Below are 26,878 nucleotides of genomic sequence, written 5' to 3'. Positions count from 1 at the left end.
CCCGGTCAGGCCACCGGACCCTCGGCCCGTTCCACGCGCCGCCGCCCGGCGCGGGTCAGGTAGGACCGCAGGTGGGTGCTGGTGGCGGCGGGGTCGGCCCGGTCGGAGAGCGCGAAGTAGTCCATCTGCGCCCGCTCGGCGGTGACGTCGAGCACCGCGTAGCCGTGCGAGTCCATGTCCAGCCAGCTCACGTGCCGGTTGGCGGCGCGGATCGCGGCGACGGCCACCGGCGACAGGGTGTGCGGCGGCACGCCGAGCGTGTCGTCGAGGTTGTCCGAGGTGACCGAGGTGACGACGAACTCGGTGGCTACGGAGGGGGAGTCGGGGTAGGTGGCGGCGGTCACCGGCACGTCGTTGGCCCAGTGCATGTGGATGTCGCCGGCCAGGAAGACGGTGTCGCCCGCGGACGCGTCGTTCAGGTGGGCGAGCAGCTCCTGCCGGTCGTGGGTGTAGCCGTCCCACTGGTCGGTGTTGATCGCCAGGCCGCCGGCCGGGATGCCCAGGATCTCGCCCAGGGGGCCCAGCAGGTACGCCGGCACCGAGCCGAAGGCCACCGGCGAGATCATCACCGAGGTGCCCACCAGGTGCCAGCGGGCGGTGCCGGCGGACAGCCCGGACTTCAGCCAGTCCAGCTGGGCGCGGCCGGTGATGGTGCGGTCGGGGGAGTCGACCTCGCCGTCGCCCGTGGCGGCCTGCTGGTCGCGGAACGAGCGCAGGTCCAGCAGATGCAGGTCGGCCAGGGCGCCGAAGCCCAGCCGCCGGTAGGTGGTGCCCTCGACGGAGGGCCTGACCGGCAGCCACTCGAAGTACGCCTGCTTGGCGGCGGCCACCCGGTCCGCCCAGGCGCCCTCGTCGGCCGAGTGGTTCTCGGCGCCGTCGCGCCAGCTGTCGTTGGCGGTCTCGTGGTCGTCCCAGACGGCGATCACCGGGTGGGCCGCGTGCAGCGCCTGGAGGTCGGCGTCGGCGCGGTAGTGGGCGTGCCGGATCCGGTAGTCGGCCAGCGTGCGGATCTCGTGGGCGGGTTCCTGCCGCCGGACCGGCTCGGCGGGGTACTCGGCGGTGCCGTACTCGTAGACGTAGTCGCCCAGGTGCAGGACGGCGTGCAGGTCGGCCCGGGCGGCCAGGTGGCGGTAGGCGGCGAAGTAGCCGGCCTCGTAGTTGGCGCAGGAGACGACGCCCAGGCGCAGGCCGCCGGCCGCGGGCGCCGGGGCGTCGGCGGCCGGGGTGGTGCGGGTGCGGCCGGCCGGGGAGACGACGCCGCCGGCGGTGAACCGGAAGTGGTAGGCGGTGTCCGGGCGCAGCCCGCGCACGTCGGCCCTGACGGTGTGGTCGGCCGCGGCGGTGGCGAGGGCCTCGCCCCGGGCGACGGTCCGGGCGAACGCCGCGTCCTCGGCCACCTCCCAGCCGACCGCGGTGTCGGGGCCCACGCCGGAGCCGGGCACGGCCTCCGGGGTGGGGGTGACGCGGGTCCACAGCAGGACGCCATCGGGCAGGGGGTCGCCGGAGGCGACGCCGTGGTGGAAGGCGGGGGCGTCAGCACCGCGGGCGGTGGGCGCGGCGGCCAGCGGCAGCGCGGCACCGGCCGCGGCCGTGGCGGCGGCGGTGACGACGGTGCGGCGGCGGGGAGTGAACGAGGGCCGGGTCACGGATGCCGATGCTATGCGCCCGGCGGCCCGCGGGTGGGCGAACACCGGGAACGTCACCGGATGTTCGCCCACCCGTCGGGCGTGCGGACGGGGCTACTTGGTGCTCTCCTCGACGAAGGCGTCGAAGTCCTCGGGGGTCTGCGGGGTCTCGATGATCTCGCCGTCCCACATCAGCGTCGGGGTCGACTCGACGCCCTCGGTGCCGTTGAACTTGTCCGACATCTGCAGCGCCCACACGGCGAACTTGTCGTTCCGCACGGCGTTGTCGAAGTCCTCGTTGTTCTTCAGGCCGTCGACGTCCTGAGCGATCTCGATCAGCCGCTCGTCGTCGGCGAAGGCGTCGTCGGTCTCCGCCGGGTGGTTCTCCAGCGTGTACAGCGCGTCGTGGAAGTCCAGGAACGCCTCGTCGCTGACGTCGAGCGCGGCGCCGAGCGCGTTGAGCGCGTTCTTGGAGCCGGTGCCGCCCATGTTGTCGTCGATGAAGGTGGCGAAGACGTACTCGGCCTGGTAGGCGCCGTCCTCGATGCCCTGGCGCACGTTCTCGCCCATGGACTGCTCGAACGCGGCGCAGGCCGGGCAGCGGGCGTCCTCGTACAGGCTGAGGGTGTGCTCGGCGCTCTCGTCGCCCACCACGACGGTCAGCCCGTCGTCGCCGCTGGCACCGGAGGGCGCGTCGGTGGGGTAGCTCTCCGCGTCCTCGCTCGCCTCGCCGTCCAGCTGGGCCCGGACGGCGTCCCAGTCGGTGTTGTCGCCGCCCTCGTCCATGCCGGCCACGACGATGCCGATGCCGGCGGCGATGGCCAGGATGGCCACCACGGAACTGCCGACGATCAGCTGACGGCGGATCTTCTCGCGCTTCGCCTGGCGCTCGCGTTCGGCGCGCAGCCGCTCGCGGGCGGCCCGCTTGGCCTCGGGGGAGTTGCGCTTGCTCATGGTTGGTGTCTCCGTCGGGTGAAAAAGGTCCTGCGTGCTGGTGGCTGCCGGGGCGCGCCGCCTCAGCGGGCGGGCGCGAGGAACGGCGGCGGCCCGCGGCGGGCGACGGAGTGGATGAGCAACGGAAGCGCCGGGGCGGTGCCCTCGGGGCGGCCGACCGGCGGGATGCGCCGCGGCGCCGCGCCGGAGCCTCCGGCGGGAACGCGGATCGCCGCCGCCAGCAGCAGCGGGCGGAACGTGGCGGCCGCCGCGGAACGCAGCAGCCGGCCGAGCGCGGCCTCGCCGCTGCGCAGCCAGGCGGCGGCGGCCAGGCCGACCGCCACGTGCGCGGCGAGCAGCAGCCAGGGACCCGCCGGGTGGTGCAGCTGCGGGGCGTGCTCGCCGGCAGCGATGCTGGCCCCCCAGTCCAGGGGGGTGCCGACGTCGCCGCCGGCGCACATCAGGTCCACGCCCATCACCCGCAGCGGCCCGGTGACCGGCCCGCCGCCCGGCCCGTAGCAGGTGGCCTGGCCGGTGGTGAAGACGGTGTCGGCGGCCAGCTGCAACGGGATCAGCAGGGCGGCGATGTGCCAGAAGCGGCGCTCGCCGTTCCCGGCGAGGGCGAGGGCGAGCACGAAGACGGCGGCCGCCACGGCGGCCACGGTGGGCAGCGGCAGCGGGGCGCCGGAGAGCAGCACGTGGGCGCCGGTGGACAGCGTGACGCAGCACGCGGTGAAGACCGCCGCGCGCGCGACCCGTACCCCGCTGATGCCCGGCGTTCCGGGGATCCGGAGTGCTGATATGCCCATCGAGCCAGAGTGTGCCACGCCTGGTGTCAAAGAGGTATAAGGGGTGACCGCACCGTGACCGCTTCGCGTTGAAGAGCCCGGAAGAGCACGGACGTCAGGCCGCGATGCCCGCCCAGGCGGCCTGTCCGAAGCTGCCCTTGATGTCCGAGGCGATGTTGTCCGGGTTCACCAGGAAGCCGAGCTCGTAGACCGTGGTCTTCTCGCGGCCCTCGACCTTCAGCCGGACCGGGGAGTCGCCGGGGTGGGCGCGCAGGGTGCGCTTGAGCTCGCCGACGACCTGTTGGGTGATCCGGTGCTCGGGCAGCACCAGCAGCACCGGGGGCCGGCCGCCGTGCTCGGCGGCGGAGACGTCGAGCGGGCTGAGCTCCTGGCCGAAGATGCTGATGGCGCCGTCCCGCTCGTTGAGCCGGCCGCGCACCGAGATGACGTTGTCGTCGATCAGCTCGTGCTGCACCAGCGCGTAGGACTTGGGGAAGAACAGCACCTCCAGGCTGGCGTCCCGGTCGGTCAGGGTGACGATGGCCCAGGGATCGCCCTGCTTGTTGATCCGTCGGTCGATGGCGCTGATCAGCCCGGCGAGCTTGGTCTCGCCCTCGGTGCGTCCGGAGGCGAGCAGCTCGGCGATGGAGGTGTCGCGGCTGCGGGCCAGGATGTGCTCGGCGCCGTCCAGCGGGTGCGAGGAGACGTAGAGGCCGAGCATCTCGCGCTCCAGGGAGAGCTTGGCCTTGCGGTTCCACTCCTGCTCGCCGACCTCGAAGTCCAGGCCCATGGCCGGGGTGTCGTCGTCGGTGGCCAGCGAGCCGAAGAGGTCGTCCTGGCCGATGGCCTGCTGCTTCTTGACGGGGAGCACCGAGTCGATGGCGGTCTCGTGCACGTCGCACAGGCCCTTGCGGGTGTGGCCCAGCGAGTCGAAGGCGCCGGCCTTGATGAGCGAGTCGATGGTCCGCTTGTTGCAGACGGCGATCTCGGACTTGTCGAGGAAGTCGGCGAAGGAGGTGTACTTCCCCTTGCCCTTGCGGGTCCTGACCAGCGACTCGATGACGTTCGCGCCGACGTTGCGGACCGACTGGAGTCCGAAGCGGACGTCGTCGCCGACGGCCGAGAAGTCGGCGACCGACTCGTTGATGTCGGGGGAGAGCACCCTGATGCCCATCTTGCGGGCCTCGGCGAGGTAGACGGCGGCCTTGTCCTTGTCGTTGTCCGTGGAGGTCAGCAGGGCGGCCATGAACTCGGCCGGGTAGTTCGCCTTCAGGTAGGCGGTCCAGTACGCCACCATGCCGTAGGCCACGGTGTGCGACTTGTTGAACGCGTATCCGGAGAACGGCACCAGCACGTCCCAGACGGCCTGGATCGCCTCGTCCGAGTACCCGCGCTCCCGGCAGCCGTTCTGGAACGGCACGAACTCCTTGGCCAGCACCTCGGGCTTCTTCTTGCCCATGGCCCTGCGGAGCAGGTCGGCCTGGCCCAGGCTGTACCCGGCGAGGATCTGCGCGGCCTTCTGCACCTGCTCCTGGTAGACGATCAGACCGTAGGTCGGCTCCAGGATCTCCTTGAGCGGCTCCTCCAGCTCCGGGTGGATGGGCTGGATCTCCTGCTGGCCGATCTTGCGCAGGGCGTAGTTGGTGTGCGAGCCCACGCCCATCGGTCCCGGCCGGTACAGGGCGAGGACCGCCGAAATGTCGTCGAAGCTGTCGGGGCGCATCAGCCGCAGCAGCGCGCGCATCGGGCCGCCATCGAGCTGGAACACGCCCAGGGTGTCGCCGCGGGCCAGCAGCTCGAACGTCTTCTGGTCGTCGAGCGGCACGGTGGCGGTGTCGATCTCGAGGCCGCGGTTGTCCCTGACGAGCTGGACGGCGTGATCGATGACGCCCAGGTTCCGCAGACCCAGGAAGTCCATCTTGATCAGGCCCATCTCCTCGCACTGCGGGTACGAGAAGCCGGTGATGATCACCCCGTCGCGGTCCCGCCTGTGCATCGGGACCAGGTCGAGCAGCGGCGTGCGGGAGAGGATGACCGCCGCGGCGTGCACGCCGGTGCCCCGGGTGAGGCCCTCGATGCCGCGGGCGGTGTCGAGCACCTTCTTGACGTCCGGCTCGTTCTCGTACATCTGCCGGACCTCGGCCGCCTCGCTGTACCGCGGGTGGTCGGGGTCGAAGACGCCGGTGAGCGGGATGCCCTTGCCCATCACGTCCGGCGGCATCGCCTTGGTGATCCGGTCGCTCATCGAGAAGGGGAAGCCCAGGATCCGGGCCGCGTCCTTGACCGCCGCCTTGGCCTTGATGGTGCCGAAGGTGTTCACCTGGGCGGTGTACTCGACGCCGTACCGCTCGCTCAGGTAGCGGACCATGACGTCGCGCTGGCGGTCGTCGAAGTCGATGTCGACGTCCGGCGGGTTGATGCGCTCGGGGTTGAGGAACCGCTCGAACAGCAGGCCGTGGCGCAGCGGGTCGACGTCGGTGATCCGGGTCAGGTAGGCGACCAGCGAACCGGCCGCGGAGCCGCGTCCCGGGCCCACCGGCACGCCGTTGTTCCTGGCGTGCCGGCAGATGTCGGAGACCACGAGGAAGTAGGAGTCGAAGCCCATCGGGGTGATGACGTTGAGCTCGGTCTCCAGCCGCTCCAGGATCTCGGGGGTCGTGCCGTCCGGATAGCGCTCCTTCAGGCCGCGCTCGCACTCCTTGCGGAGCCAGGTCGCCTGTGTCTCGCCCTCCGGGACGTCGAACTGCGGCATCTGGTCGACGTAGCTGAAGACCTCCTCGTAGGACTCCACCATCTCCGCGAGCCGCAGCGTGTTGTCGCAGGCGTCGGGCAGCTCCCGGAACAGCTGCCGCATCTGCTCCGGGGTCTTGATGTAGTAGCCGGAGCCGTTGAACTTGAAGCGGTTCGGGTCCGCCTTGGTCTTGCCCACGCCGACGCACAGCAGGCTGTCGTGCGCGTCGGCCTGGTCCTCGGTGACGTAGTGCGAGTCGTTCGTGGCCAGCAGCGGGATGTCGAGCTGCCGGGCGATGCGCAGCAGGCCCTCGCGGACGTCCCGCTCGATGTCCAGGCCGTGGTCCATCAGCTCCAGGAAGTAGTTCTCCTTCCCGAAGATGTCCTGGTAGGCGGCCGCCGCCCTGACCGCCTCGTCGTACTGGTCGAGGCGGAGCCGGGTCTGCACCTCGCCCGAGGGGCAGCCGGTGGTGGCGATGATGCCGGCCGCGTGCTCGGCGATCAGCTCCCGGTCCATCCGCGGCTTGCCGTAGTAGCCCTCGAAGGAGGCCAGCGAGGAGAGCCGGAAGAGGTTGCGCAGGCCCTGCGCGTTCCGCGCCCACATGGTCATGTGGGTGTACCGGCCGCCGCCGGAGACGTCCTTGCTGCCCTCGCCGTCGTCCGACACCGCCCGCTTGCCGCCCGGACCCCAGAAGACGGGCTTCTTGGTGTAGCGGGACTCGGGGGCGACGTACGCCTCGATGCCGATGATCGGCTTGACGTCCGACTTCTTCGAGAGATCGTAGAACTCGTAGGCCCCGAACATGTTCCCGTGGTCGCTCATCGCCACCGCGGGCATGCCCTGCCTCGCCACCTCCGCGAACAGCTTGCTGTTCTTCGCCGCTCCGTCGAGCATCGAGTACTCGGTGTGAACGTGCAGGTGAACGAAGCTGTCAGCCATGCGACAGGACTCCTCGCGAGTGGGCCATGGGGGAGGTGAGAGGGTCCACCTTAGCGTTGAGAGCGATCTTCGAAGCGGTCCGTCCGACGGCCGCCGAGCCCCGGACGACGCCCTTTTCCGGGCCGCGTGCGGGCGGTGGCGAGAAGTAGTCGGGAGTGATCTGCGTCACAGCTGCGGAGGGTGTTCGCCCTGGCCCCGACGGCGGTCCGGCGCGCCGCCTCGCGCCCTCACGGGTCCCTTGCGGCGCTTGTGTCAATCCCTTTGTTTGATGGGGGAGTTGCTTGGCCGGAAGATGGAGCGCGCTTTACCGAAGCGGGGCATAGCGGGCGCTACCTTCGGTGATGAGGTAATCGCCCATGTGAGGGGTGGGATGGTCATGGATGCCCTGATGGTCGCGAAGGCGGCGTTTCTTCTCGCGGACGCGCATGTGTCACGCCAGGACGCGGTGCACGCGCTGGCGGAGTACTTTCCCGGCAGCGCCTTCGACGATCGGCTGCGATGCGTCTCCGAGGCGTGGGACATGGCGCACCGCGGTGCGCCCGAAGGGGTCGTGGTGGCCTCGCAGCTGGCCGACGCGCGGTACTTCGCGTCCGCGCACGAGCGACACGGATTCACCGACTGACCCGCGGGATCCGAGTTCGGATCCGTACGCGACGAGGGCGTGCCCTTTCGGGGGTGCGCCCTCTCGGCGGTTCTCCCGGCGGTTCTCTCCGCGGTTCTCTCCGCGGTTCTCGCCGCCGTTTCCCGGCCGGCCATGACCGGGTGCTCGCACCCGGGTTCGTCCCCCGCGTCCCGCGCCTCGGCGAACGGGGCCTCGACGGGGGTTGCCCGATTCGCCACGCCGAAGATCAAGCAGGGCAGATAAGAGTGGCCTGGTCGGGCAGACTCATGAAAACGCTTCAACGAAGTCTCGGCGAATTCGGCGAAAGATCGGCGAAAGAGGTGCAACGTGGACCGCTGCGTCGTCCTGGTGGACGCCGGGTATCTGCTGGGCGCCGCCGCGAGCCTGCTCGCCGGGGAGCCTTCCCGCCCGCGCATCACCGTCGACTACGCCGCTCTCATCCAGGGGTTGCGGGACCGCGCCGAGGCGGACACCGGACGCGACCTGTTGCGGATCTACTGGTTCGACGGCGCGCCCGACCGGGTGCCCCAGCCCGAGCACCGGCGGCTGCGCGTGATGCCCCGGGTGACGGTGCGCCTCGGCGCCCTCACCCGCAGCGACGGCCGCTGGGCGCAGAAGGGTGTGGACGCCGCGATGCACGCCGAGCTCACGGAGTTGGCCCGCAACCGCGCCTGCGCCGACATCGTGCTGGTGACCGGCGACGGCGATCTGCTGCCCGGGCTGATGTCCGCCAAGGAGCACGGCGTCGCCGTCCACCTGTGGGCGGTCCAGGCCGCCGACGGCGACTACAACCAGTCGGAGGACCTGGTCGCGGAGGCCGACGAGCGGCGGGTGCTCGACCGGGCCTGGATCACCCAGGCGGTGCGGCCCAGCGAGGCGCCCGACGCCGGCGCCCCGCACGCCACCCCGCGCCCCGAGATCGCGGCGATCCTCTCCGCCCCGCTGCCCGAGACGCCGGCCGCCCCCCAGGACGCCGAACAGCACGAGCGGGCGGGACAGAAGAACGGCACGCACCGGGGCGGCGACGAGGTCGTGGGCGCGCCCAAGGACGCCGTCGGGGCGCCGGGCCGGGCCGTGCCCACCCCCAAGGACCTCGCCACCCTCGGCAGTCGGGCCACCCACCCGGAGCCCACCGCCACCCTGCGCTGGTCCTCCGACCGGGGCTGGGTGGACCGCGGTGGCCCCGAGGAGTCGCCGGAGACCGCGGCGTTGCCGATGCTCTCCCAACTCACCACGGCCGAGCAGCGGTGGGCCGACCGCGAGGAGGACATCACCGCGGTCAGCGGCGACCCGTTCGAGGTCGGCCAGGTCTTCGCGCGCCGCTGGGCGGAGCGCCTCGCCGGCGCCGACGCCCTGCACCGGCTGTCCGGCGAGTACCCGCGCATCCCGCACCGCATCGACGGCGAACTGCTGCGCTACGCGGCGCGGTTCGGGCTGTTGGCGCACAAGGACGACCAGATCGACGAGCGCGACCGGTACGCCATCCGCGCCGGCTTCTGGCGCGAGGTGGACACCCGGACCGGGGCCGTACGACCCTGATGAAACGGTCCGGAACCGACAACCCGGCGTGCCCGGGTCCTGACCCGGCACGTAGGCTCGGGTGCCGTGCCCACCTCCATCGCGCGGGCCGGACCTTCCCCCAGGCCCTCCGGGCCTGGGCGGCGCCCCCAGGCACCCCCCGCCGGCCACCCGCGCAGCGCCCCGGCCGAGACCGCGCTCAGCGTGCGCGAGCTCGTCAAGACGTACGCCGCCGGCCGCCGCGCCCGGCGGGCCGGAGCGCCTCCCGTCCGCGCCACCGACGGGGTGAGCCTCCAGGTCGCCCGCGGCGAGATCTTCGGCCTGCTCGGCCCCAACGGGGCGGGCAAGACCACCCTGGTCAGGCAGCTCACCGGGCTGCTCCGCCCGGACGCCGGCCGGATCACCCTGCTCGGCCACGATCTGGTGCGCCACCCGCGCCGGGCCGCCCGGCTGCTGGCCTACCTCGGACAGGAGTCCACCGCGCTCGACGAGCTGACCGTCGCGGTCGCCGCCGAGACCACCGCCCGGCTGCGCGGCCTGGACGCCGCGGCCGCCCGCCGGGAGCGCGACGCCGTGCTGGAGGAGCTCGACCTCACCGGCCTCGCCGGCCGCCCGTTGAAGCGGCTCTCCGGCGGCCAGCGGCGGCTGGCCTGCGTCGCCGCCGCGCTCGTCGGCCGCCGCCCCGTGCTCGTGCTCGACGAGCCCACCGCCGGCATGGACGCCGTCGCCCGGCGTGCCGTGTGGGCCGCCGTCGACCGCCGCCGCGCCCAGCAGGGCACCACGGTGCTGCTGGTCACCCACAACGTCTCCGAGGCCGAGACCGTGCTCGACCGGGTCGCCGTGCTGGACGCCGGCCGGGTCATCGCCTGCGACACCGCGGGCGGCCTGAAGGAGCGGGTCGGCGCCGAGGTGCGCCTCGACCTGGTGTGGCGCGCGGAGCCACCGCCCGCCGCGGCCGACGCCCGGGTCGCCGCGCTGCGCGAACGCGCCACGGTCGCCGGGCGGCGCTGGACGCTGCGGCTGCCGCCCGACGAGGCCCGCGCGGCCGTCGCCGCCGTCACCCAGGGCCCGGCCTTCGCCGCCCTGGACGACTTCACGCTCGCCACCCCCAGCCTGGAGGACGTCTACCTGGCGCTGGGCGGTCGGGCCGCGGGGCTCACCCGGTGAGCGCCGCAGCGCCGGCCGGCGACCAGGTCCGGATGCCGGGCGACCCGGGGGAACCGGCGCCGCTGACGCCGGGGCCGCGGCTGTGGCCCGCGCTGACCGCGGTCTACCGGGCGCAGCTGTCCCGGGTCAGGGTGGCCCGGATCCCGCTGCTCTTCGTCGCCACCTTCCAGTCCATCGGGATCATGGTGCTGATGCGCGGCGTCGTCGACGGCGACGGCGGCGCCGAGGCGCGCGCCGTGGTCGCCGGCTCCGCCGTGCTGGTGGTCGCGTTCGTCGCCCTCAACCTGCTGGCCCAGTACTTCGGCCAGCTGCGCGCCGGCGGCGGCCTCGACCACTACGCCACGCTGCCGGTGCCCGCCGCCGCCGTGGCCCTCGGCACCGCGGCCGCCTACGCCTCCTTCACGGTGCCCGGCGTCGCGGTCACCGCGGTCACCGGCGGGCTGCTCTACGGGCTGCCGCTGGGCGGCCTGTGGGTGCTGTTCGCCGTGGTGCCGCTGGCCGGCGCGGCGCTGGCCGGGCTGGGCGCCGCGCTCGGGCTGCTGGCCCCGCGTCCCGAGCTCGCCACCGTCTGCGGCCAGCTCGGCATGTCCGCCGCGCTGCTGCTCGGCGTGTTGCCCCCGGACCGGCTGCCGGAGCCCGCGCGCTGGCTGCGGGAGCCGTTGCCCTCCAGCTACGGCGTGGACGCCCTCGCCGAGGCCCTGCGCCCCAGCCCCGAATGGGGCACGGTGGCCGGCAACCTCGCGGTCTGCGCCGCCGTCGGCGCCGCGGCACTGGCTCTCGCCACCTGGGCCTACGGCCGCGCGGCGCGACACTGACCCCGGCCGCCGCCGCGCGCCGCGGGTCACGCACGATTCGCACGAACGGATGTCCCAGGCGTCGAACGACCACCCGCACCTGACAGGATGACTGAGTGACCCCAGCCCAGCCTTCACCGGATCATGACACGCACCACGAGACGGACGGCGCGGTGGCCCGGGACCGGGACCCCGGCCGCCACGGTCCGTGGGCGGCGCCCCTGCCGGACAAGGACGAGCCGGCGCGGCCCCCGACCCGCCACTGGTTCGGGGAGATAGCCCAGGCCGTCCTGGTCGCCCTTCCCGTGCTGGTGCTGACCGGCACCGCCCTGGGGCTGCTGTGGCTGTGGCGGGCGCCGCGGCTGCCGCTGGTCTCCGACGGCGAGCAGGTGCTGCTGGTGAGCTCCGAGGGCGAGCAGGTCGTCGGCGCGGACGGCACCTTCCTGCTCTACGGCCTCGCGGTCGGCGCCGTGGCCGGGCTCGTGGTCTTCCTGCTGCGCCGCACCGGGGGAGTGGCGGTGGTCGTCGGCCTCGCCGCCGGCTCGCTGCTCGGCTCGCTGCTGGCCTGGGGCATCGGCACCTGGTTCGGCCCCACCGACGACATCCGGGCGCACGCGCGCGCCGTCGGCCCGGACGTCGTCTTCGACGGACCGCTGGAGCTGACCGCCCGCGGCGTGCTGATGGGTCTGCCGCTGGCCGCGCTCGGCGTGCACCTCGCCTGCATGGCGCTCTGGGGTCCGCGCGACCCCGCCCCGCAGCCGCCCGTCCCCGTGCCGAGCTGGGGCGTCCCCGACCGCCAGCCCGGCGCCCCCGCGGGCGACGCCGCGCCGGGGCACGACATCCCCGGCCGGAACGGCGACCCCCCACGCGGCTGAGCACCCGGCCCCCGCCGGCCCGCCGGCCCTCGGCCGACAGGGCTAGGCGAGGCGGGCGATGGCGGCCGTGCGCGCGGCCGTGAGGGCGACCAGATCGGCGGGCGCCAACTCGATCTCCAGGCCCCGGCGGCCGGCCGAGACGAACACCGTCGGATGACCGGCGGCCGAGGCGTCGACCACGGTCGGCAGCCGCCGGCGCTGGCCGAGCGGCGAGATCCCGCCCCGCACGTACCCCGTCGCCCGCTCGGCCGCCGCCGGATCGGCCATCGCCGCCCGCTTGCCGCCCACCGCCGCGGCCAGCGCCTTCAACGCGAGCGAGGCGTCGACCGGCACCAGCGCCACCGTCAGCGCCCCGTCCACCTCCGTCACCAGCGTCTTCAGCACCCGCGCCGGCTCCACGCCGAGCGCCCGCGCCGCCTCCGCCCCGTACGACTGGGCGCCCGGCTCGTGCCGGTAGGCGTGCAGTGCGAAGGTCACGCCCGCCCGCGTCGCGGCCACCGTCGCCGGCGTTCCGCCCCCGGAGCCCGCGCCCCGCTTCCCGCCCACCACGTCGCTCCCGTCGTTCGACACCTTCCGGTCCGTTCCGGTCGGTTCCGGTCCGGTCCGTTCGGGTCCGGTCAGTTCAGGCTGGTCGGCCGGAGTGTGAACTCCGCCCCCGGCACCGTGGGCAGCCGGCGGATCAACGCCGTCTCCCGGCGCAGGATCCGCAGCTCCTCGGCCAGCCGCGTCGCCGTGTCGCGCGCCTGCAACAGCCGTTGTTTGTCCGGCGCGTACAGCATGGTCGCGGCCGCCACCAGGTAGGACACCACGCCCGGATCCTCCGGCAGCTCCTGGCCCGGCGCCAGCGTGCGCTCGTTCGCCCCCGCCAGCACCTTCTGATAGGTGCGGAACGCCCGCAGCACACCGGACGCCAGCGCGCCCGCGCCCTCGCCCGTCACCTCGGGCAGCGGCTCCACCTCCGCCGTCAGGTACTCGCCGCTCGCGTCCACCGACCGCAGCCGGAACCGGGTGGTGCCGGTGGCCAACACCTCGTAGCCCTCGGCTGCCTCGTCGGCACCGCCGTCGCCCGGCCGCGGCCGGATCGTGGCGGCGTCGGCCACGCAGCCCACGCCGTGGAAGGAGTCCATCGGGTCCGCCGCGAAGCCCGCCCCGGGACCGACCTCCGGCTGCTCCCCCGGCTCCGGCAGGCCGGTCGCGGTCGGCGCCACCTCGTGGCCGTCTCTGATGGCGATCACCCCGAAGGGGCGCGGGCCGTCCTCCGGTAGCTTCAGCAGGTCCCGCATCAGCGCCCGGTAGCGCGCCTCGAACACGTTCAGCGGCAGCACCAGCCCGGGGAACAGCACCGTGTTGAGCGGGAAGAGTGGCAGGCGCGTCGTCGTCACAGCCGGTGAGCCTAGCGGCTGAGCCGCCGCCTCCGGCCCGCATGGTGAAATGACGCGACCGCTCGTCGTCGCGTTCTGCGAGACTAGAGCCGTGCTGAACCGAATCGATCTGCGGGATTCCGACCCCTCGTCGGGTGGGATCGACCGCGCGCTGCTGCCCCGCGCCGAGCTCGACGTTGAGGCCGCCCTGGACCAGGTGCGGCCGATCTGCGAGAACGTGCGCCATCGCGGCACCGCGGCGCTCATCGAGTACGCGGAGCGGTTCGAAGGGGTGCGGCTGACCCGGACCCGGGTCCCCGCGGAGGCGCTGACCAGGGCCTTGGCGGAGCTCGACCCCGCGGTGCGCGCGGCCCTCGAGGAGTCGATCAGGCGGGCCCGCCTGGTGCACCGCGACCAGCGGCGCGCCGACTCCACCGTGCGCGTCGCGCCCGGCGGCACGGTCACCGAGCGCTGGGTGCCCGTCGACCGGGTCGGTCTGTACGTGCCGGGCGGCCGCGCCGTCTACCCGTCCTCCGTGGTGATGAACGTGGTGCCCGCCCAGGAGGCGGGGGTCGGCTCGCTCGTCGTCGCCTCGCCACCCCAGCGCACGCCGGGGAACGACTGGGGCGTGGGCCTGCCGCACCCGTCCATCCTCGCGGCCTGCGCGCTGCTCGGCGTCGACGAGGTGCACGCGGCCGGCGGCTCCCAGGCCGTCGCCATGCTGGCGTACGGCACCGAGGAGTGCCAGCCGGTCAGCCTCGTCACCGGCCCGGGCAACGTGTACGTGGCCGCCGCGAAGCGGCTGCTGCGCGGTGTGGTCGGCATCGACGCGGAGGCGGGACCGACCGAGATCGCGGTGCTGGCCGACGCCGGCGCGGACCCCGCCTTCGTGGCCGCCGACCTGATCAGCCAGGCCGAGCACGACGTGGTGGCCGCCGCCGTGCTGATCACCCCCTCGCTCGAGCTCGCCGACGCGGTGGACGCCGAGCTGCGCCGCCAGGTCCCCGCCGCCAAGCACCACGAGCGCATCACCGAGGCGCTGGCCGGCCGCCAGTCGGGCACGGTGCTGGTCCGCGACCTGGACCACGGCCTGGCGGTGGTCAACGCGTACGCCGCCGAGCACGTGGAGATCATCACCGAGGACCCCGCCGCCCTCGCCCCCCGGGTGCGGAACGCCGGCGCGGTCTTCCTCGGCCCCTACGCGCCGGTCTCCCTCGGCGACTACTGCGCCGGCTCGAACCACGTGCTGCCGACCGGCGGTTGCGCCTGCCACTCCTCGGGCCTGTCCGTGCAGTCCTTCCTGCGCGGCATCCACGTCGTGGACTACGACCGCGAGGCCCTCGCCGGCGTGGCCCACCACGTCGTCACCCTCGCCGAGGCCGAGGATCTCCCGGCCCACGGCACCGCCGTCAAGGCTCGTTTTGCCGGAGGCGAACCAGAAGGCGCCAGCGCCGGAGGCGAACCAGAAGGCGCCAGCGCCGGAGGCGAACCAGAAGGCACGAGTGACTGGAAGGTTCCCGGCCCGCAGTGACCCGCATCGACGATCTGCCCATCCGGGACGAACTGCGCGGCAAGAGCCCCTACGGCGCCCCGCAGCTCACCGTCCCGGTCCGGCTGAACACCAACGAGAACCCGTACCCGGTGCCCGAGCCCCTGGTGCGCCGCATCGCCGAGCGCGTCACCGACGCCGCCCGGTCGCTGAACCGCTATCCCGACCGGGAGGCGGTGCGGCTGCGCACGGAGCTGGCCGGCTATCTCACCCGCACCACCGGTTTCCCGCTCGATCACGACCGGGTCTGGGCGGCCAACGGTTCGAACGAGATCATCCAGCAGCTGCTCCAGGCGTTCGGCGGCCCCGGACGCACCGCCCTGGGCTTCGACCCGACGTACTCGATGCACGCCCTGATCTCCCGGGGCACCGGCACCCGTTGGGTCTCCGGGCCGCGCCGGCCCGACTTCACCGTGGACCTCGACGTCGCGGTGGCCACCATCCGGGAGCACCGTCCCGACGTGCTCTTCGTCTGCTCGCCGAACAACCCCACCGGCACCGCCGTCGCGCCCGAGACCGTGCTGGCGCTGTACGAGGCGGCGCAGGAGGCCAGGGGCGGGGCCGGCGCGCTGGTGGTCATCGACGAGGCGTACGCCGAGTTCAGCCACCGGCCCTCGCTGCTGCCGCTGGTCGAGGGCCGCCCCACGCTCGTGCTCAGCCGTACCATGTCCAAGGCGTTCGGCGCCGCGGGGCTCCGCCTGGGGTACCTGGCCGCCGACGCCGCCGTGGTCGACGCCGTGCAGCTGGTGCGCCTGCCGTACCACCTCTCGGCGGTCACCCAGGCCACCGCGCTGGCCGCCCTGGAGTTCGCCGACACGCTCCTGGGGTACGTCGAGGAGCTGAAGTCGGAGCGGGACCGGGTGGTCGCGGAGCTGCGCGCACTGGGCTGCGACGTCACCGACTCCGACGCGAACTTCGTGCAGTTCGGCGTCTTCGACGACGCCGCGGCCGTCTGGCAGCGGCTGCTCGACCGCGGCGTGCTGGTCCGGGACTACGGCATCGCCGGCCGGCTGCGCGTCTCCACGGGCACCCGTCCGGAGAACGACGCCTTCCTGGAGGCGATGCGCACCGTGGTCAAGGACCTGGAGAACGACCGGCACGACCGGACCGACCGGAACGAGAAGGCAGAGGACAACCGATGAGCCGCGTGGGCCGGGTGGAACGCACCACCAAGGAGACCTCGGTCACCGTCGAGATCGACCTCGACGGCACCGGCCGGGTCGACGTAGCGACGGGAGTCGGCTTCTTCGACCACATGCTGGACCAGCTCGGCCGGCACGGCCTGTTCGACCTCGCCGTGAAGACCGAGGGCGACCTGCACATCGACAGCCACCACACGATCGAGGACACCGCCCTGGCGCTGGGCGCGGCGTTCCGCCAGGCGCTCGGCGACAAGAGCGGCATCCGCCGGTTCGCCGACGCCTCGGTGCCGCTGGACGAGTCGCTCGCCCAGGTCACCGTCGACCTGTCGGGGCGCCCGTACCTGGTGCACCGCGAGCCGGAGGGCATGGCGCCCATGATCGGCTCCTACGACACCACCATGACCCGGCACATCCTGGAGTCCTTCGTGGCCCAGGCCCAGGTCGCGCTGCACGTCCACGTGCCCTACGGGCGGAACGCGCACCACATCGTGGAGTGCCAGTTCAAGGCCCTGGCCCGCGCGCTGCGGCAGGCCAGCGAGATCGATCCCCGGCAGACCGGGATCCCGTCCACGAAGGGCGCGCTGTGACCGGCGAGACCGGCGAGCGGAGGGCACGGTGAACGGCGCGTCCACCCTGCTGATCGTGCTGGGGCTGTTCCTGCTCGGCGGCGTGTACTCGTTCCGCAAACAGGGCATGCCGCGGAGCGTCGTGCTGGTGCTCGGCATAGGCAGCGCGCTGTGCCTGCTGGGCGGCGCGCTGAGGCTGGAGGTGTGAGCGTGTCGAAGGTCGCCAAGGACGTCGTGGTCTTCGACTACGGCTTCGGCAACGTCCGCTCCGCCGAGCGCGCCCTGGCCAGGACCGGCGCCCGGGTCGAGATCACCCGGGACTACGACCGCGCGATGACCGCGGACGGCCTGGTGGTGCCGGGCGTCGGGGCGTTCGCCGCCTGCATGGCGGGACTGACCAGGGCCCGCGGCCACTGGGTCGTCGGCCGCCGGCTGGCCGGTGGCCGGCCGGTGCTGGGCATCTGCGTCGGCATGCAGATCCTGTTCGCCCGCGGCATCGAGCACGGCGTGGCCAGCGAGGGGCTGGACGAGTGGCCGGGCACGGTCGGCCCGCTGCGCGCGGACATCGTCCCGCACATGGGCTGGAACACGGTGCGGCCCCCGGCCGACTCCCGGCTGTTCGCCGGCCTGGCCGAGGACGCCCGCTTCTACTTCGTGCACTCCTACGCGGTGCACGACTGGGAGCTGACGCCCCCGGGCCCGGCGGATCCGCTGGCCGCCGCCCGGGTCACCTGGTCCACGCACGGCGACCCGTTCGTCGCCGCCGTGGAGAACGGCCCGCTGTGGGCCACCCAGTTCCACCCGGAGAAGTCCGGCGACGCCGGCGCCCAGCTCCTCACCAACTGGATCGAGACCCTCTGATGCTTGAACTCCTCCCGGCCGTCGACGTCCGAGGCGGCCAGGCGGTCCGCCTGGTGCACGGCGAGTCCGGCACCGAGACGGGCTACGGCGACCCGCTGACCGCCGCCCTCGCCTGGCAGCGCGCCGGCGCCCAGTGGCTGCACCTGGTCGACCTGGACGCCGCGTTCGGCACCGGCGACAACCGCGCGCGGATCGCCGAGGTGGTCGCGGCCATGGACGTCCGCGTCGAGCTGTCCGGCGGCATCCGCGACGACGACACGCTGGCCGCCGCGTTGGCCACCGGCTGCACCCGGGTCAACCTGGGCACGGCGGCGCTGGAGTCGCCGGAGTGGGTGGCCAAGGTCATCGCCGAGCACGGCGACCGCGTCGCCGTCGGCCTCGACGTGCGCGGCACCACGCTCCGCGGCCGTGGCTGGACCCGGGACGGCGGCGACCTCTTCGAGACGCTGGCGCGGCTCGACGCCGAGGGCTGCGCCCGGTACGTGGTCACCGACATCAACAAGGACGGCACGCTGCAGGGCCCCAACCTCAAGCTGTTGCGGGACGTCTGCGCCGTCACCGACCGCCCGGTCGTCGCGTCCGGCGGAGTGTCCTCACTTGACGATCTGCGCGCGATCGCCACCCTGGTACCCGAGGGCGTCGAGGGAGCCATCGTGGGCAAGGCGCTCTACGCCAGGGCGTTCACCCTGGAGGAGGCCCTGGAGGCGGTGTCACCGTGACCATCGAGCGCGTGCGGAACGGCAGTTCCTGGCAGGAGTCCGTGGGTTCCGCGCGCGCGGTGGCCGCCGGCGACCTGGTGCTGGTCGCCGGGACGATGCCGCCCGCCGCCGGGGCCGCCGCCGTCGGGGACCCCTACGAGCAGGCCAGGTCGGCGCTGGCCGACGCGGTGGCGGCGCTGGAGCCGTTCGGGCTCGGCGTCGAGTCCGTCGTCCGCACCCGGCTGTACGTCAGCCACGGCCGGGACGCCGACGAGGTCGGCCGGGCCCACAAGGAGCTGTTCGACGCGGTCCGGCCGGTCACCACCCTGGTGGTGGTCTCCGGCTTCGCCGACTCCCGGGTGCTGGTGCAGGTCGAGCTCGAGGCGCACCGAGGAGCCGGCCGGGACGCCGGCGCCGCCCCGCACGCCGGCCCGCGGGCCGACCCTGAGACCGATCCGGAAGCACGCCGAGGAGCCGCCTCGTGACCCTGGCCGTACGAGTCATCCCCTGCCTGGACGTGGACGCCGGCCGGGTCGTCAAGGGGATCAACTTCGAGAACCTGCGCGACGCCGGCGATCCGGTGGAGATGGCGCGGGTCTACGACGCGGAGGGCGCCGACGAGCTGACCTTCCTGGACATCACGGCCTCCTCGGGCAATCGGGAGACCACCTACGACGTGGTGCGCCGCACCGCCGAGCAGGTCTTCATACCGCTGACGGTCGGCGGCGGGGTGCGCTCCACCGAGGACGTGGACCGCCTGTTGCGCGCCGGGGCGGACAAGGTGGGGGTCAACACCGCGGCCATCGCTCGGCCCGAGCTGATCGGGGAGATCTCCGAGCGGTTCGGCAGCCAGGTGCTCGTGCTGTCCGTCGACGCCCGCCGCTGCCCCGAGGGCACCACCACCCCCTCGGGATTCGAGGTGACCACCCACGGCGGCCGGCGTGGTACCGGCATCGACGCCGTGGCCTGGGCGACCCGCGCCGCCAAGCTGGGCGCCGGCGAGATCCTGCTCAACTCCATGGACGCGGACGGCACCAGGGACGGCTACGACACCGAGATGATCAGCGCGGTGCGCGAGCACGTCGGCGTGCCGGTCATCGCCTCCGGCGGGGCGGGCCGCCTGGACCACTTCCCACGGGCGGTGGCCGCCGGCGCCGACGCCGTGCTGGCCGCCTCCGTCTTCCACTTCGGCGACCTGCGCATCGGCCAGGTCAAGGACACGCTGCGGGCGGCCGGCCACCCGGTGCGCTGACCGGCCCCGCCGCCTCCCCGGCCCGGACGCGTACCGCGCCCGGGCCGCCGTCACGGCACGGGTACGGGCCCGTGCGCTATTGACATGTACGTAGCAAGCGCTTACCGTCCGGCAACATAGTAAGCGCTTTCTCGCGGCGGGGGCCGACCCGAGGAGACACGCATGAGCCGCTTGACCCGACGTCAGTTACTGACCGGCAGCGCCGCCACCGCGGCCGTGCTGGCCGTCGCCACCCCGGCGGCGCGCGCCGCCGCCCGTCCCGCCGCCCACCCCTCCGTGCTGAACGTCGCCGACGGCTTCGCGGGCGTCAACGCGCTGGGCCAGAACGGCACCACGGGCGGCGCCGGCGGCGAGGTGGTGACCGCCACCACGACCGAGCAGTTCCTCGACTACATCGCCCGTCCCGAGCCGCTGGTCGTGCAGGTGAGCGGGACGATCACGCTGCCCACCGGCGACAGCGACGGCATGCACGACGTGGCCTCGGACACCACGATCCTCGGCCTCGGCGCGAACGCGGGCCTCGCCGGAGGCGGCCTGAACATCGGCCTCCCGGTGGACGACGACACCACCAGCCCGCCGGCCGACGCGGTGCACAACATCATCATCCGCAACCTGGCGCTGACCGGGGCCACCGACGACCTGATCAACGTCCAGATGTTCACCCACCACGTCTGGATCGACCACTGTGACTTCTCGAACGGCGACGACGGCGCGCTGGACATCAAGCGGGGCTCCGACTTCGTCACGGTCTCCTGGAACCACTTCCACGACCACGACAAGACGCTGCTGCTCGGGCACGACGACGAGGCGTCGGCCCAGGACGTGGGCCGGCTCCGGGTGACCTACCACCACAACTACTTCGACGCCTCCGACCAGCGCAATCCGCGGGTGCGCTTCGGCGAGCCGGTGCACGTCTACAACAACTACTACCGGGAGAACAGCTACGGCGTCGCCTCCACGATGGACGCCGGGGTGGTCCTGGAGGGCAACTACTTCTTCAGCGTCAACAACCCCGCCCGGGTCGACTTCAGCGGGGACCTCGGCCGGATGGTGTCCCGCGACAACATCCTCGTCGACTGCAACCACGAGATCGAGGTCAGGGGTTCCGTCGAGGAGCCGTCCGCGTACTACTCCTACGCCCTCGACGCGGCCGCCGACGTGCCCACCATCGTGCCGGCGGGCGCCGGCACCGGAAAGATCTGAGGAGACAGACCATGAGCCGCATCACCCGACGCCGCCTGCTCACCGGCTCGGCCGCGACCGCGGCCGCGCTGGCCGTCGCCACCCCGGCGGCGCGCTCGGCCGTCCGTCCCGCCGCCCACCCCGCCGCCCACCCCTCCGTGCTGAACGTCGCGGACGGCTTCGCGGGCGTCAACGCCCTCGGTCAGAACGGCGTCACCGGAGGCGAGGGCGGCGAGGTGGTCACCGTCACCGACGCCGAGACGTTCCTCGACTACTGCGACCGGAACGAGCCGTACGTCATCCAGGTGCAGGGCACCATGAACATCAGCAGCAAGCAGGGGCTGCGCTCCAACAAGACCGTCATCGGCCTGGGCACGGACGCCACCATCAGCGGCGGCGGCCTGGACATGTACCGCCGGCAGAACGTGATCATCAGGAACCTGCGGTTCACCGGCGCCGACGACGACGCGATCAGCATCCAGCAGGACTCGCACCACATCTGGATCGACCACTGCGACTTCAGCTCGGGTGCCGACGGCCTGATCGACATCGTGCGCGGCGCGGACTACGTCACGGTCTCCTGGAACCACTTCCACGACCACAGCAAGACGATGCTGATCGGGCACTCCGACTCCAACGGCAGCCAGGACACCGGCCACCTCCGGGTGAGCTTCCACCACAACTACTTCGACGGCACCGAGCAGCGGCACCCCCGGGTGCGCTTCGGCGAGCCGGTGCACGTCTACAACAACTACTACCGCGGCTGCGCGCTCTACGGCGTCGCCTCGACCATGGACGCCGGCGTCCTGGTGGAGGGCAACTACTTCGAGAACGTGCCCTACCCGATCTACTCGGGCTACGACGAGAGCGGCCCGGGCCGGGTGGTGGAGCGGGACAACGTCTACGTCTCGTCCGGCACGCCGGAGACGCTGGGCACGGTCGCCGAGCCGAGCGGCTACTACTCCTACACGCTGGACGACCCGCGGAGCCTGCCGGACATCATTCCGGCCGGGGTCGGCGTCGGCCGGATCTGAGCACCGCGGGCCGGCGCACCGAGCGCCGAACGAGCACCCGGCCGGGGCCCGTGCTGGGCCCCGGCCGGGTCGAGCGGGCCGGCCCCGGCCGCGCCGTGCGGGGCCCGCCCCTGATCCGGGCCCGGCCGGCTGAGGCCCTGTCCGGCGGGTCTTCGCGGGCCCACGAAGACCCGCCGGACAGGACCTAGCCGCCCTTGCGGATCGCCCGCAGGTACTCGCGGTTCATGCCGCTGATGGAGCTCAGCGGGATGCCCTTGGGGCACACCGTGGCGCAGGCCCCGGTGTTGGTGCAGCCGCCGAAGCCCTCGGCGTCCATCTGCTCGACCATGTCCAGCACCCGGCTCTCGCGCTCCGGGGCGCCCTGCGGCAGCACGTTGAGGTGGTTGATCTTGGCGGAGGTGAAGAGCATCGCCGAACCGTTGGGGCAGGCCGCCACGCACGCGCCGCAGCCGATGCACTCGGCGTGCTCGAAGGCGGTGTCCGCGGCCGGCTTCGGCACCGGGGTGGCGTGCGCCTCGGGCGCCGAGCCGGTCGGCGCGGTGATGTACCCGCCGGAGCCGATGACCCGGTCGAACGCGGAGCGGTCCACCACCAGGTCCTTCACCACGGGAAAGGCGGCGGCGCGCCACGGCTCCACGTCGATGACGTCGCCGTCCGAGAACTGCCGCATGTGCAGCTGGCAGGTGGTGGTCCGCTCGGGGCCGTGCGCCTGCCCGTTGATGACCATGCCGCAGGCGCCGCAGATGCCCTCCCGGCAGTCGTGGTCGAACGCCACGGGCTCCTCGCCGCGGAGGATCAGCTCCTCGTTGAGGGTGTCCAGCATCTCCAGGAAGGACATGTCGGGGGAGACGTCGGCGACCTCGTAGGTGGACATGGCGCCGTCCGTGTCGGGGCCCGACTGGCGCCAGATGCGCAGGGTGAGGTTCACGCGTAGCTCCGCTGGGTGGGGTGGACGTACTCGAAGGTCAGGTCCTCCTGGTGCAGCACGGGCGCCTGGCCGGTTCCGGTGAACTCCCACGCCGCGGCGTAGGAGAACTCGTCGTCGCGGCGCGCCGCCTCGCCGTCCGGGGTCTGGCTCTCCTCGCGGAAGTGGCCGCCGCAGGACTCGGCGCGGTGCAGCGCGTCCAGGCACATCAGCTCGGCCAGCTCCAGGTAGTCGGAGATCCGGTTCGCCTTCTCCAGGGACTGGTTGAGCTCGGCGCCGCTGCCCGGCACCCTGATGCGCCGCCAGAACTCCTCCCGCAGTTCGGGGATCCGGCCCAGCGCCTTGCGCAGGCCGGTCTCGCTGCGGGACATGCCGCACTCGTCCCAGAGCAGCTCGCCGAGCTCCCGGTGGAACGAGTCGGGGGTCCGGTCGCCGCCGACGGCCAGCAGCCGCTGGAGCCGGTCGGTGGTCTCGGTGACGGCCTCGGTCACGGCCGGGTGGTCCGCGGGCACCGGCTCGGCGTGCGGGTGGCGGGCCACGTAGTCGGCCAGCGTGGCGGGCAGGATGAAGTACCCGTCGGCCAGGCCCTGCATCAGCGCCGAGGCGCCGAGGCGGTTGGCGCCGTGGTCGGAGAAGTTGGCCTCTCCGATGGCGAACAGGCCGGGGATCGTGGTCTGCAGGTCGTAGTCCACCCACAGGCCGCCCATCGTGTAGTGGATGGCCGGGTAGATCCGCATCGGCACCTGGTACGGGTCCTCGGCGGTGATCCGCTGGTACATGTCGAAGAGGTTGCCGTACTTCGCCTCGACCGCCTTGCGGCCCATCCGGGCGATGGCGTCGGCGAAGTCCAGGTACACGCCCTGGCCGCCGGGGCCCACGCCGCGGCCCTCGTCGCAGACGGTCTTGGCGGCGCGCGAGGCGATGTCGCGCGGCACCAGGTTGCCGAACGAGGGGTAGATCCGCTCCAGGTAGTAGTCCCGCTCGTCCTCGGGGATCTCGGCCGCCGGCCGGGTGTCGCCGGCCCGCTTCGGCACCCAGATGCGGCCGTCGTTGCGCAGCGACTCGCTCATCAGGGTCAGCTTCGACTGGTGGTCGCCGGCGCGCGGGATGCAGGTGGGGTGGATCTGGGTGAAGCACGGGTTCGCGAGGTAGGCGCCGCGCCGGTGGGCGCGCCAGATCGCGGACGCGTTGGAGTTCTTGGCGTTGGTGGAGAGGTAGAAGACGTTGCCGTAGCCGCCGGTGGCCAGCACCACGGCGTCCGCCAGGTACGTGGAGACCTCGCCGGTGACCAGGTCGCGGGCGACGATGCCGCGGGCCCGGCCGTCGACCACGATCAGGTCGAGCATCTCGGTGCGCGGGTGCATCTCGACGTTCCCCGCGGCGATCTGCCGGGAGAGCGCCTGGTAGGCGCCGAGCAGCAGCTGCTGCCCGGTCTGGCCACGGGCGTAGAAGGTGCGGGAGACCTGCACGCCGCCGAACGAGCGGGTGTCGAGCAGCCCGCCGTACTCGCGGGCGAACGGCACGCCCTGGGCGACGCACTGGTCGATGATCTCCACGGAGACCTGGGCCAGCCGGTAGACGTTGGACTCGCGGGCGCGGAAGTCGCCGCCCTTGACGGTGTCGTAGAACAGCCGGTGGATGGAGTCGCCGTCGTTGCGGTAGTTCTTCGCGGCGTTGATCCCGCCCTGCGCGGCGATGGAGTGGGCGCGGCGCGGGGAGTCCTGGTAGCAGAACTGGACGACCCGGTAGCCCTGCTCGGCGAGGGTGGCGCCGGCGGCGCCGCCGGCGAGTCCGGTGCCCACCACGATGACCGTGTGCTTGCGCCGGTTGGCCGGGTTGACCAGCTTCGCCTCGAACCGGCGGCGGTCCCAGCGTTCGGAGACCGGACCGTCCGGTGCCCGGGTGTCGACGACGGGCTCGCCCGTGGCGTAGTCGGAGTAGGAGCTCATGATCAGTCCACCAATCCGGTCATCACGCCGACCGGCACGGCGAGGAATCCGACGGTCAGCACCAGGGCGAGGGCGTTCGAGGTCAGCCGCAGCGCGCGGTCCCGGCCGCGGCCGCCGGCGCCCAGCGTCTGCGCGGCGCTGTTGAAGCCGTGCCTGATGTGCAGGCCGACGGCCAGCATCGCGACGATGTAGATCGCGTTGCCGTACCAGGTGCTGAAGGTCTCGACGATGTTGTGGTACGGCTCGCCCGACCGGAAGTCGGGGTTCACCGTGCCCGTGGTCAGGTCCAGCAGGTGCCAGACGACGAACAGCGCGACGATCACGCCGCCCCAGCGCATCGTGCGGGTGGCGTAGCTGGCCGGGCGGCGGCGGTGCGCGTACCCGACCGGGCGGGCGGCCAGGTCGCGGCGGCTGAGCTGGTAGGCGGCCACGCCGTGCACGACCACGGCGGCCACCAGCACCGGCCGCATGATCCACAGGAACCACTCGTGGTGCAGCACCGGGTCGCCGATGGTGCGCAGCCAGTGCGCGTAGCCGTTCATCTCGTCGGGACCGAAGAAGACCTTCAGGTTCCCGACCATGTGGGCCACCAGGTAGAGCAGCATGATCGCGCCGGTGACGGCCATCGCCGTCTTCTTGCCGATGGTGGAGTGCCACATCCGGCCCAGCGTCGAGGACGGGGGAGGAGGACGGTGCTCCGAGCGCGCGCGCTCCTTGGTCGCCACAGCCATACGTCAGACGGTACGAAGACCTGGGTGAATCAGTCCAAGACATAGAAACGCTGCTTTCGATAGGCGTGAGCTATGCCGTCGTATCCTGGCCACATGCAGTTCCAGCAGCTCAGGTACTTCACCGCCGTCGCCGAGACCCGGCACTTCACCCAGGCGGCCCGCCGCGAGCATGTGGCGCAGCCCTCACTGTCCCAGCAGATCCGGTCGCTGGAGCGGGAGCTGGGGGCCGAGCTGTTCCACCGGGCCCGCGGCCACATCTCGCTCACCGACGCCGGCGCGGCGCTGCTGCCGCTCGCCCGCCGCATCCTCGCCGACGCCGAGACGGCCCGCCGCGAGGTGCAGGAGGTCGCGCAGCTGCGGCGCGGGCGGGTGCGGCTCGGCGCGCCGCCGAGCCTGTGCGCCAGCCTGGTGCCGGACGTGCTGCGCACCTTCCGGGACAGCTATCCGGGCGTCGAGCTCTTCGTGCACGAGGACGGCTCGCAGGACCTGGTGCGCAGCCTCGCCGCCGGCGAGCTCGACCTGGCGCTGATCATCACGCCCGTGCCGGGGCAGGCCCCGGCGCTCACCACCCAGGAGCTGCTCCGCGAGGAGCTGGTGGTGATCTCCTCTCCGAACGCGCCCTCCCCGAGCGCTTCGAGCAGGGGATACCCCATGCCGGTGCGGGGAGCGAGTGCGGGCGCGGAGCCGCGGATCCGCATCGAGGACCTGCGCGAGACGCCGCTGGTGATGTTCCGGCGCGGCTACGACCTGCGGGAGCTGACCCTGGCCGCCTGCCAGCGCGCCGGGTTCGAGCCGTCCTTCAGCGTCGAGGGCGGCGAGATGGACGCGGTGCTCGGCTTCGTCAGGTCCGGGCTCGGCGTGGCCGTGGTGCCCCGCATGGTCGCGACCCGCTCTGGACTGCGCACCACCCCGCTCGCGCCGCCCGGCCTGCACCGCACCATCTCGGTCGCCCACCGCAGCGACGTCTCCCCACCCCGCGCCGCCCGCGAGCTGCAGCGCATCATCACCACCCACCGGGCGTAGACCAGCCCGCCAGCCCGCCAGCCCGCCGGCCCGCCAGCCCGCCAGCCCGGGGCCCTGCGGCTGAGGCGCTCCCCGGCCCGGTACTCCTCGGAGCGGGCCCGGTCCATCTGCTGGACCTCACCCTTCGGGTGTTCGCCCCCGGAGCGGCGCCCGGTGTGCCGGTCGGAACCGGACGTTGAGCTCCGCGTTCGGCGCGCCGTCGTGCACGCGCAGGAGGGGCACGGGCCGACCTCCGGGGTTGTCGAACAGCCGGATGCCGTCGCCGAGCAGCACTGGCGCTATGTGCAGGTCGATCTCGTCGATCAGGCCGCGTTCGATCAGCTGCGCGCCGATCGAGGCCGAGAGCACCTCGACGTTCTTGCCGTTCGCGGCCTCCAGCGCGATCCGCACGGCCTCGGCGACGTCGCAGCTGAGAAAGGTGACGTCGTCGGCCGGGGCGGCGTCCTCCGGATGGTGGGTGAGGACGAAGACCCGTCCCTGCCACACCTCGCCGCCGCCGTACGGGCGGGCGTCGGAGAACGCGTCCCAGCCGTCCCGGCCGCCGAGCACGGCGCCGGTGGTCGCGGCGTACTCCTCCTCCAGCCCGGACCGGTTGGTCAGCCCGGACATCTAG

24 protein-coding genes and 2 pseudogenes are annotated in these 26,878 nt (G+C 73.0%); 16 read left to right on the top strand and 10 right to left on the bottom strand.

Features of this window, described 5'->3' with window-relative positions:
- Positions 1-5 precede the first annotated feature (5 nt).
- From ABGB06_RS20725 to dnaE, 4 genes are all read right to left on the bottom strand, one after another.
- Entirely contained in the window at positions 6-1,646 is a 1,641-nt protein-coding gene (locus tag ABGB06_RS20725; RefSeq protein WP_347591503.1) for an alkaline phosphatase D family protein, read from the bottom strand.
- Positions 1,647-1,739: 93 nt separating this feature from the next.
- Positions 1,740-2,579, bottom strand: a complete 840-nt coding sequence (locus ABGB06_RS20720) for a thioredoxin domain-containing protein (RefSeq protein ID WP_347591501.1) — start codon at positions 2,577-2,579, stop codon at positions 1,740-1,742.
- A gap of 62 nt (positions 2,580-2,641) precedes the next feature.
- Positions 2,642-3,367: a hypothetical protein gene (locus ABGB06_RS20715; protein WP_347591499.1), complete on the bottom strand. Its 726-nt coding sequence runs from the start codon at positions 3,365-3,367 to the stop codon at positions 2,642-2,644.
- 94 nt (positions 3,368-3,461) lie between these two features.
- A complete protein-coding gene (gene dnaE, locus ABGB06_RS20710) occupies positions 3,462-7,016 on the bottom strand; it encodes a DNA polymerase III subunit alpha (protein ID WP_347591497.1) in 3,555 nt (1,184 codons plus the stop codon).
- Positions 7,017-7,392: 376 nt separating this feature from the next.
- On the opposite strand from dnaE, the gene ABGB06_RS20705 reads away from it, so the two are divergent.
- The 5 genes from ABGB06_RS20705 (at position 7,393) to ABGB06_RS20685 (ending at position 11,992) form a co-directional block, all read left to right on the top strand.
- Positions 7,393-7,638 carry a hypothetical protein gene (locus ABGB06_RS20705; protein ID WP_347591495.1) on the top strand — a complete coding sequence of 82 codons (246 nt, stop codon included), beginning with the start codon at positions 7,393-7,395 and terminating at the stop codon, positions 7,636-7,638.
- 327 nt (positions 7,639-7,965) lie between these two features.
- A complete protein-coding gene (locus ABGB06_RS20700) occupies positions 7,966-9,177 on the top strand; it encodes an NYN domain-containing protein (RefSeq protein ID WP_347591493.1) in 1,212 nt (403 codons plus the stop codon).
- A 183-nt stretch (positions 9,178-9,360) separates the two neighbouring features.
- Positions 9,361-10,323, top strand: coding sequence for an ABC transporter ATP-binding protein (locus ABGB06_RS20695; RefSeq protein WP_347591628.1), 963 nt, complete (start codon positions 9,361-9,363; stop codon positions 10,321-10,323).
- Between the two features lie 32 nt (positions 10,324-10,355).
- Entirely contained in the window at positions 10,356-11,138 is a 783-nt protein-coding gene (locus tag ABGB06_RS20690) for an ABC transporter permease (RefSeq protein WP_347591624.1), read from the top strand.
- 95 nt (positions 11,139-11,233) lie between these two features.
- Positions 11,234-11,992 carry an ABC transporter permease gene (locus ABGB06_RS20685; RefSeq protein ID WP_347591491.1) on the top strand — a complete coding sequence of 253 codons (759 nt, stop codon included), beginning with the start codon at positions 11,234-11,236 and terminating at the stop codon, positions 11,990-11,992.
- A 42-nt stretch (positions 11,993-12,034) separates the two neighbouring features.
- Here ABGB06_RS20685 and ybaK read toward each other — a convergent pair whose 3' ends face one another.
- Both ybaK and ABGB06_RS20675 read right to left on the bottom strand, forming a co-directional pair.
- The gene (gene ybaK, locus ABGB06_RS20680; RefSeq protein WP_347591489.1) at positions 12,035-12,562 is read right to left on the bottom strand and encodes a Cys-tRNA(Pro) deacylase; all 528 of its coding nucleotides are present in this window, start codon (positions 12,560-12,562) and stop codon (positions 12,035-12,037) included.
- Between the two features lie 47 nt (positions 12,563-12,609).
- A complete protein-coding gene (locus tag ABGB06_RS20675; RefSeq protein ID WP_347591487.1) occupies positions 12,610-13,374 on the bottom strand; it encodes an LON peptidase substrate-binding domain-containing protein in 765 nt (254 codons plus the stop codon).
- A gap of 91 nt (positions 13,375-13,465) precedes the next feature.
- Between ABGB06_RS20675 and hisD the strand changes: the two are divergent.
- The 10 genes and pseudogenes from hisD to ABGB06_RS20625 all read left to right on the top strand — a co-directional run.
- Positions 13,466-14,776, top strand: a pseudogene (hisD, locus tag ABGB06_RS20670) (histidinol dehydrogenase); the annotation flags it as partial.
- A gap of 104 nt (positions 14,777-14,880) precedes the next feature.
- Positions 14,881-16,044, top strand: a complete 1,164-nt coding sequence (locus ABGB06_RS20665) for a histidinol-phosphate transaminase (RefSeq protein WP_347591485.1) — start codon at positions 14,881-14,883, stop codon at positions 16,042-16,044.
- Positions 16,041-16,631 carry an imidazoleglycerol-phosphate dehydratase HisB gene (hisB, locus tag ABGB06_RS20660; protein ID WP_347591484.1) on the top strand — a complete coding sequence of 197 codons (591 nt, stop codon included), beginning with the start codon at positions 16,041-16,043 and terminating at the stop codon, positions 16,629-16,631. Before ABGB06_RS20665 ends, hisB begins: the two co-directional genes overlap by 4 nt.
- Positions 16,632-16,659: 28 nt before the next feature.
- A complete protein-coding gene (locus tag ABGB06_RS20655; protein WP_347591483.1) occupies positions 16,660-16,818 on the top strand; it encodes a hypothetical protein in 159 nt (52 codons plus the stop codon).
- Entirely contained in the window at positions 16,815-17,471 is a 657-nt protein-coding gene (hisH, locus tag ABGB06_RS20650) for an imidazole glycerol phosphate synthase subunit HisH (RefSeq protein WP_347591481.1), read from the top strand. The genes ABGB06_RS20655 and hisH overlap by 4 nt, the downstream gene beginning before the upstream one ends.
- Complete coding sequence (gene priA / locus ABGB06_RS20645; protein WP_347591479.1) at positions 17,471-18,190, top strand: bifunctional 1-(5-phosphoribosyl)-5-((5-phosphoribosylamino)methylideneamino)imidazole-4-carboxamide isomerase/phosphoribosylanthranilate isomerase PriA; 720 nt, start codon at positions 17,471-17,473, stop codon at positions 18,188-18,190. Before hisH ends, priA begins: the two co-directional genes overlap by 1 nt.
- Positions 18,187-18,564: pseudogene (locus tag ABGB06_RS20640) on the top strand (Rid family hydrolase); the annotation flags it as partial. The gene priA and the pseudogene ABGB06_RS20640, both read left to right, overlap by 4 nt.
- Before the next feature lie 86 nt (positions 18,565-18,650).
- Entirely contained in the window at positions 18,651-19,421 is a 771-nt protein-coding gene (hisF, locus tag ABGB06_RS20635) for an imidazole glycerol phosphate synthase subunit HisF (RefSeq protein WP_347591477.1), read from the top strand.
- A gap of 162 nt (positions 19,422-19,583) precedes the next feature.
- Positions 19,584-20,624, top strand: a complete 1,041-nt coding sequence (locus ABGB06_RS20630; RefSeq protein ID WP_347591475.1) for a pectate lyase — start codon at positions 19,584-19,586, stop codon at positions 20,622-20,624.
- Between the two features lie 11 nt (positions 20,625-20,635).
- Positions 20,636-21,637 carry a right-handed parallel beta-helix repeat-containing protein gene (locus tag ABGB06_RS20625; protein ID WP_347591473.1) on the top strand — a complete coding sequence of 334 codons (1,002 nt, stop codon included), beginning with the start codon at positions 20,636-20,638 and terminating at the stop codon, positions 21,635-21,637.
- 184 nt (positions 21,638-21,821) lie between these two features.
- On the opposite strand, the gene ABGB06_RS20620 is transcribed toward ABGB06_RS20625, so the two are convergent.
- From ABGB06_RS20620 to ABGB06_RS20610, 3 genes are read right to left on the bottom strand one after another with little or no spacing between them, the layout of a single operon-like run.
- The gene (locus ABGB06_RS20620; RefSeq protein WP_347591471.1) at positions 21,822-22,565 is read right to left on the bottom strand and encodes a succinate dehydrogenase/fumarate reductase iron-sulfur subunit; all 744 of its coding nucleotides are present in this window, start codon (positions 22,563-22,565) and stop codon (positions 21,822-21,824) included.
- Positions 22,562-24,511, bottom strand: coding sequence for a fumarate reductase/succinate dehydrogenase flavoprotein subunit (locus ABGB06_RS20615; protein WP_347591469.1), 1,950 nt, complete (start codon positions 24,509-24,511; stop codon positions 22,562-22,564). Before ABGB06_RS20615 ends, ABGB06_RS20620 begins: the two co-directional genes overlap by 4 nt.
- A gap of 2 nt (positions 24,512-24,513) precedes the next feature.
- Entirely contained in the window at positions 24,514-25,242 is a 729-nt protein-coding gene (locus ABGB06_RS20610) for a succinate dehydrogenase cytochrome b subunit (protein ID WP_347591467.1), read from the bottom strand.
- Positions 25,243-25,335: 93 nt separating this feature from the next.
- Here ABGB06_RS20610 and ABGB06_RS20605 point away from each other — a divergent pair, with 93 nt between their 5' ends.
- On the top strand, positions 25,336-26,265 hold the full coding sequence (locus tag ABGB06_RS20605; protein ID WP_347591465.1) for a LysR substrate-binding domain-containing protein: 930 nt from the start codon (positions 25,336-25,338) through the stop codon (positions 26,263-26,265).
- Between the two features lie 117 nt (positions 26,266-26,382).
- Here the strand turns inward: ABGB06_RS20605 and ABGB06_RS20600 are convergent, their stop codons facing one another.
- Positions 26,383-26,874 carry a dihydrofolate reductase family protein gene (locus ABGB06_RS20600; protein ID WP_347591463.1) on the bottom strand — a complete coding sequence of 164 codons (492 nt, stop codon included), beginning with the start codon at positions 26,872-26,874 and terminating at the stop codon, positions 26,383-26,385.
- Positions 26,875-26,878: the final 4 nt, after the last annotated feature.

Source organism: Streptomyces sp. B6B3, from assembly GCF_039871525.1.
In the GTDB taxonomy this organism is placed as follows: domain Bacteria; phylum Actinomycetota; class Actinomycetes; order Streptomycetales; family Streptomycetaceae; genus Streptomyces.
The sequence above is the reverse complement of the archived record's forward strand: the minus strand, read 5'-3'. Positions and strand labels throughout refer to the sequence as shown.

Coding starts and splice junctions, on each gene's coding strand:
- ABGB06_RS20630 (WP_347591475.1), top strand. CDS start 19,584: ATGAGCCGCTTGACCCGACGTCAGTTACTGACCGGCAGCGCCGCCACC.
- ABGB06_RS20605 (WP_347591465.1), top strand. CDS start 25,336: ATGCAGTTCCAGCAGCTCAGGTACTTCACCGCCGTCGCCGAGACCCGG.
- ABGB06_RS20720 (WP_347591501.1), bottom strand. CDS start 2,579: ATGAGCAAGCGCAACTCCCCCGAGGCCAAGCGGGCCGCCCGCGAGCGG.
- ABGB06_RS20715 (WP_347591499.1), bottom strand. CDS start 3,367: ATGGGCATATCAGCACTCCGGATCCCCGGAACGCCGGGCATCAGCGGG.
- ABGB06_RS20705 (WP_347591495.1), top strand. CDS start 7,393: ATGGATGCCCTGATGGTCGCGAAGGCGGCGTTTCTTCTCGCGGACGCG.
- ABGB06_RS20615 (WP_347591469.1), bottom strand. CDS start 24,511: ATGAGCTCCTACTCCGACTACGCCACGGGCGAGCCCGTCGTCGACACC.
- hisB (WP_347591484.1), top strand. CDS start 16,041: ATGAGCCGCGTGGGCCGGGTGGAACGCACCACCAAGGAGACCTCGGTC.
- ABGB06_RS20690 (WP_347591624.1), top strand. CDS start 10,356: ATGCCGGGCGACCCGGGGGAACCGGCGCCGCTGACGCCGGGGCCGCGG.
- ABGB06_RS20600 (WP_347591463.1), bottom strand. CDS start 26,874: ATGTCCGGGCTGACCAACCGGTCCGGGCTGGAGGAGGAGTACGCCGCG.
- priA (WP_347591479.1), top strand. CDS start 17,471: ATGCTTGAACTCCTCCCGGCCGTCGACGTCCGAGGCGGCCAGGCGGTC.
- ABGB06_RS20625 (WP_347591473.1), top strand. CDS start 20,636: ATGAGCCGCATCACCCGACGCCGCCTGCTCACCGGCTCGGCCGCGACC.
- dnaE (WP_347591497.1), bottom strand. CDS start 7,016: ATGGCTGACAGCTTCGTTCACCTGCACGTTCACACCGAGTACTCGATG.
- ABGB06_RS20610 (WP_347591467.1), bottom strand. CDS start 25,242: ATGGCTGTGGCGACCAAGGAGCGCGCGCGCTCGGAGCACCGTCCTCCT.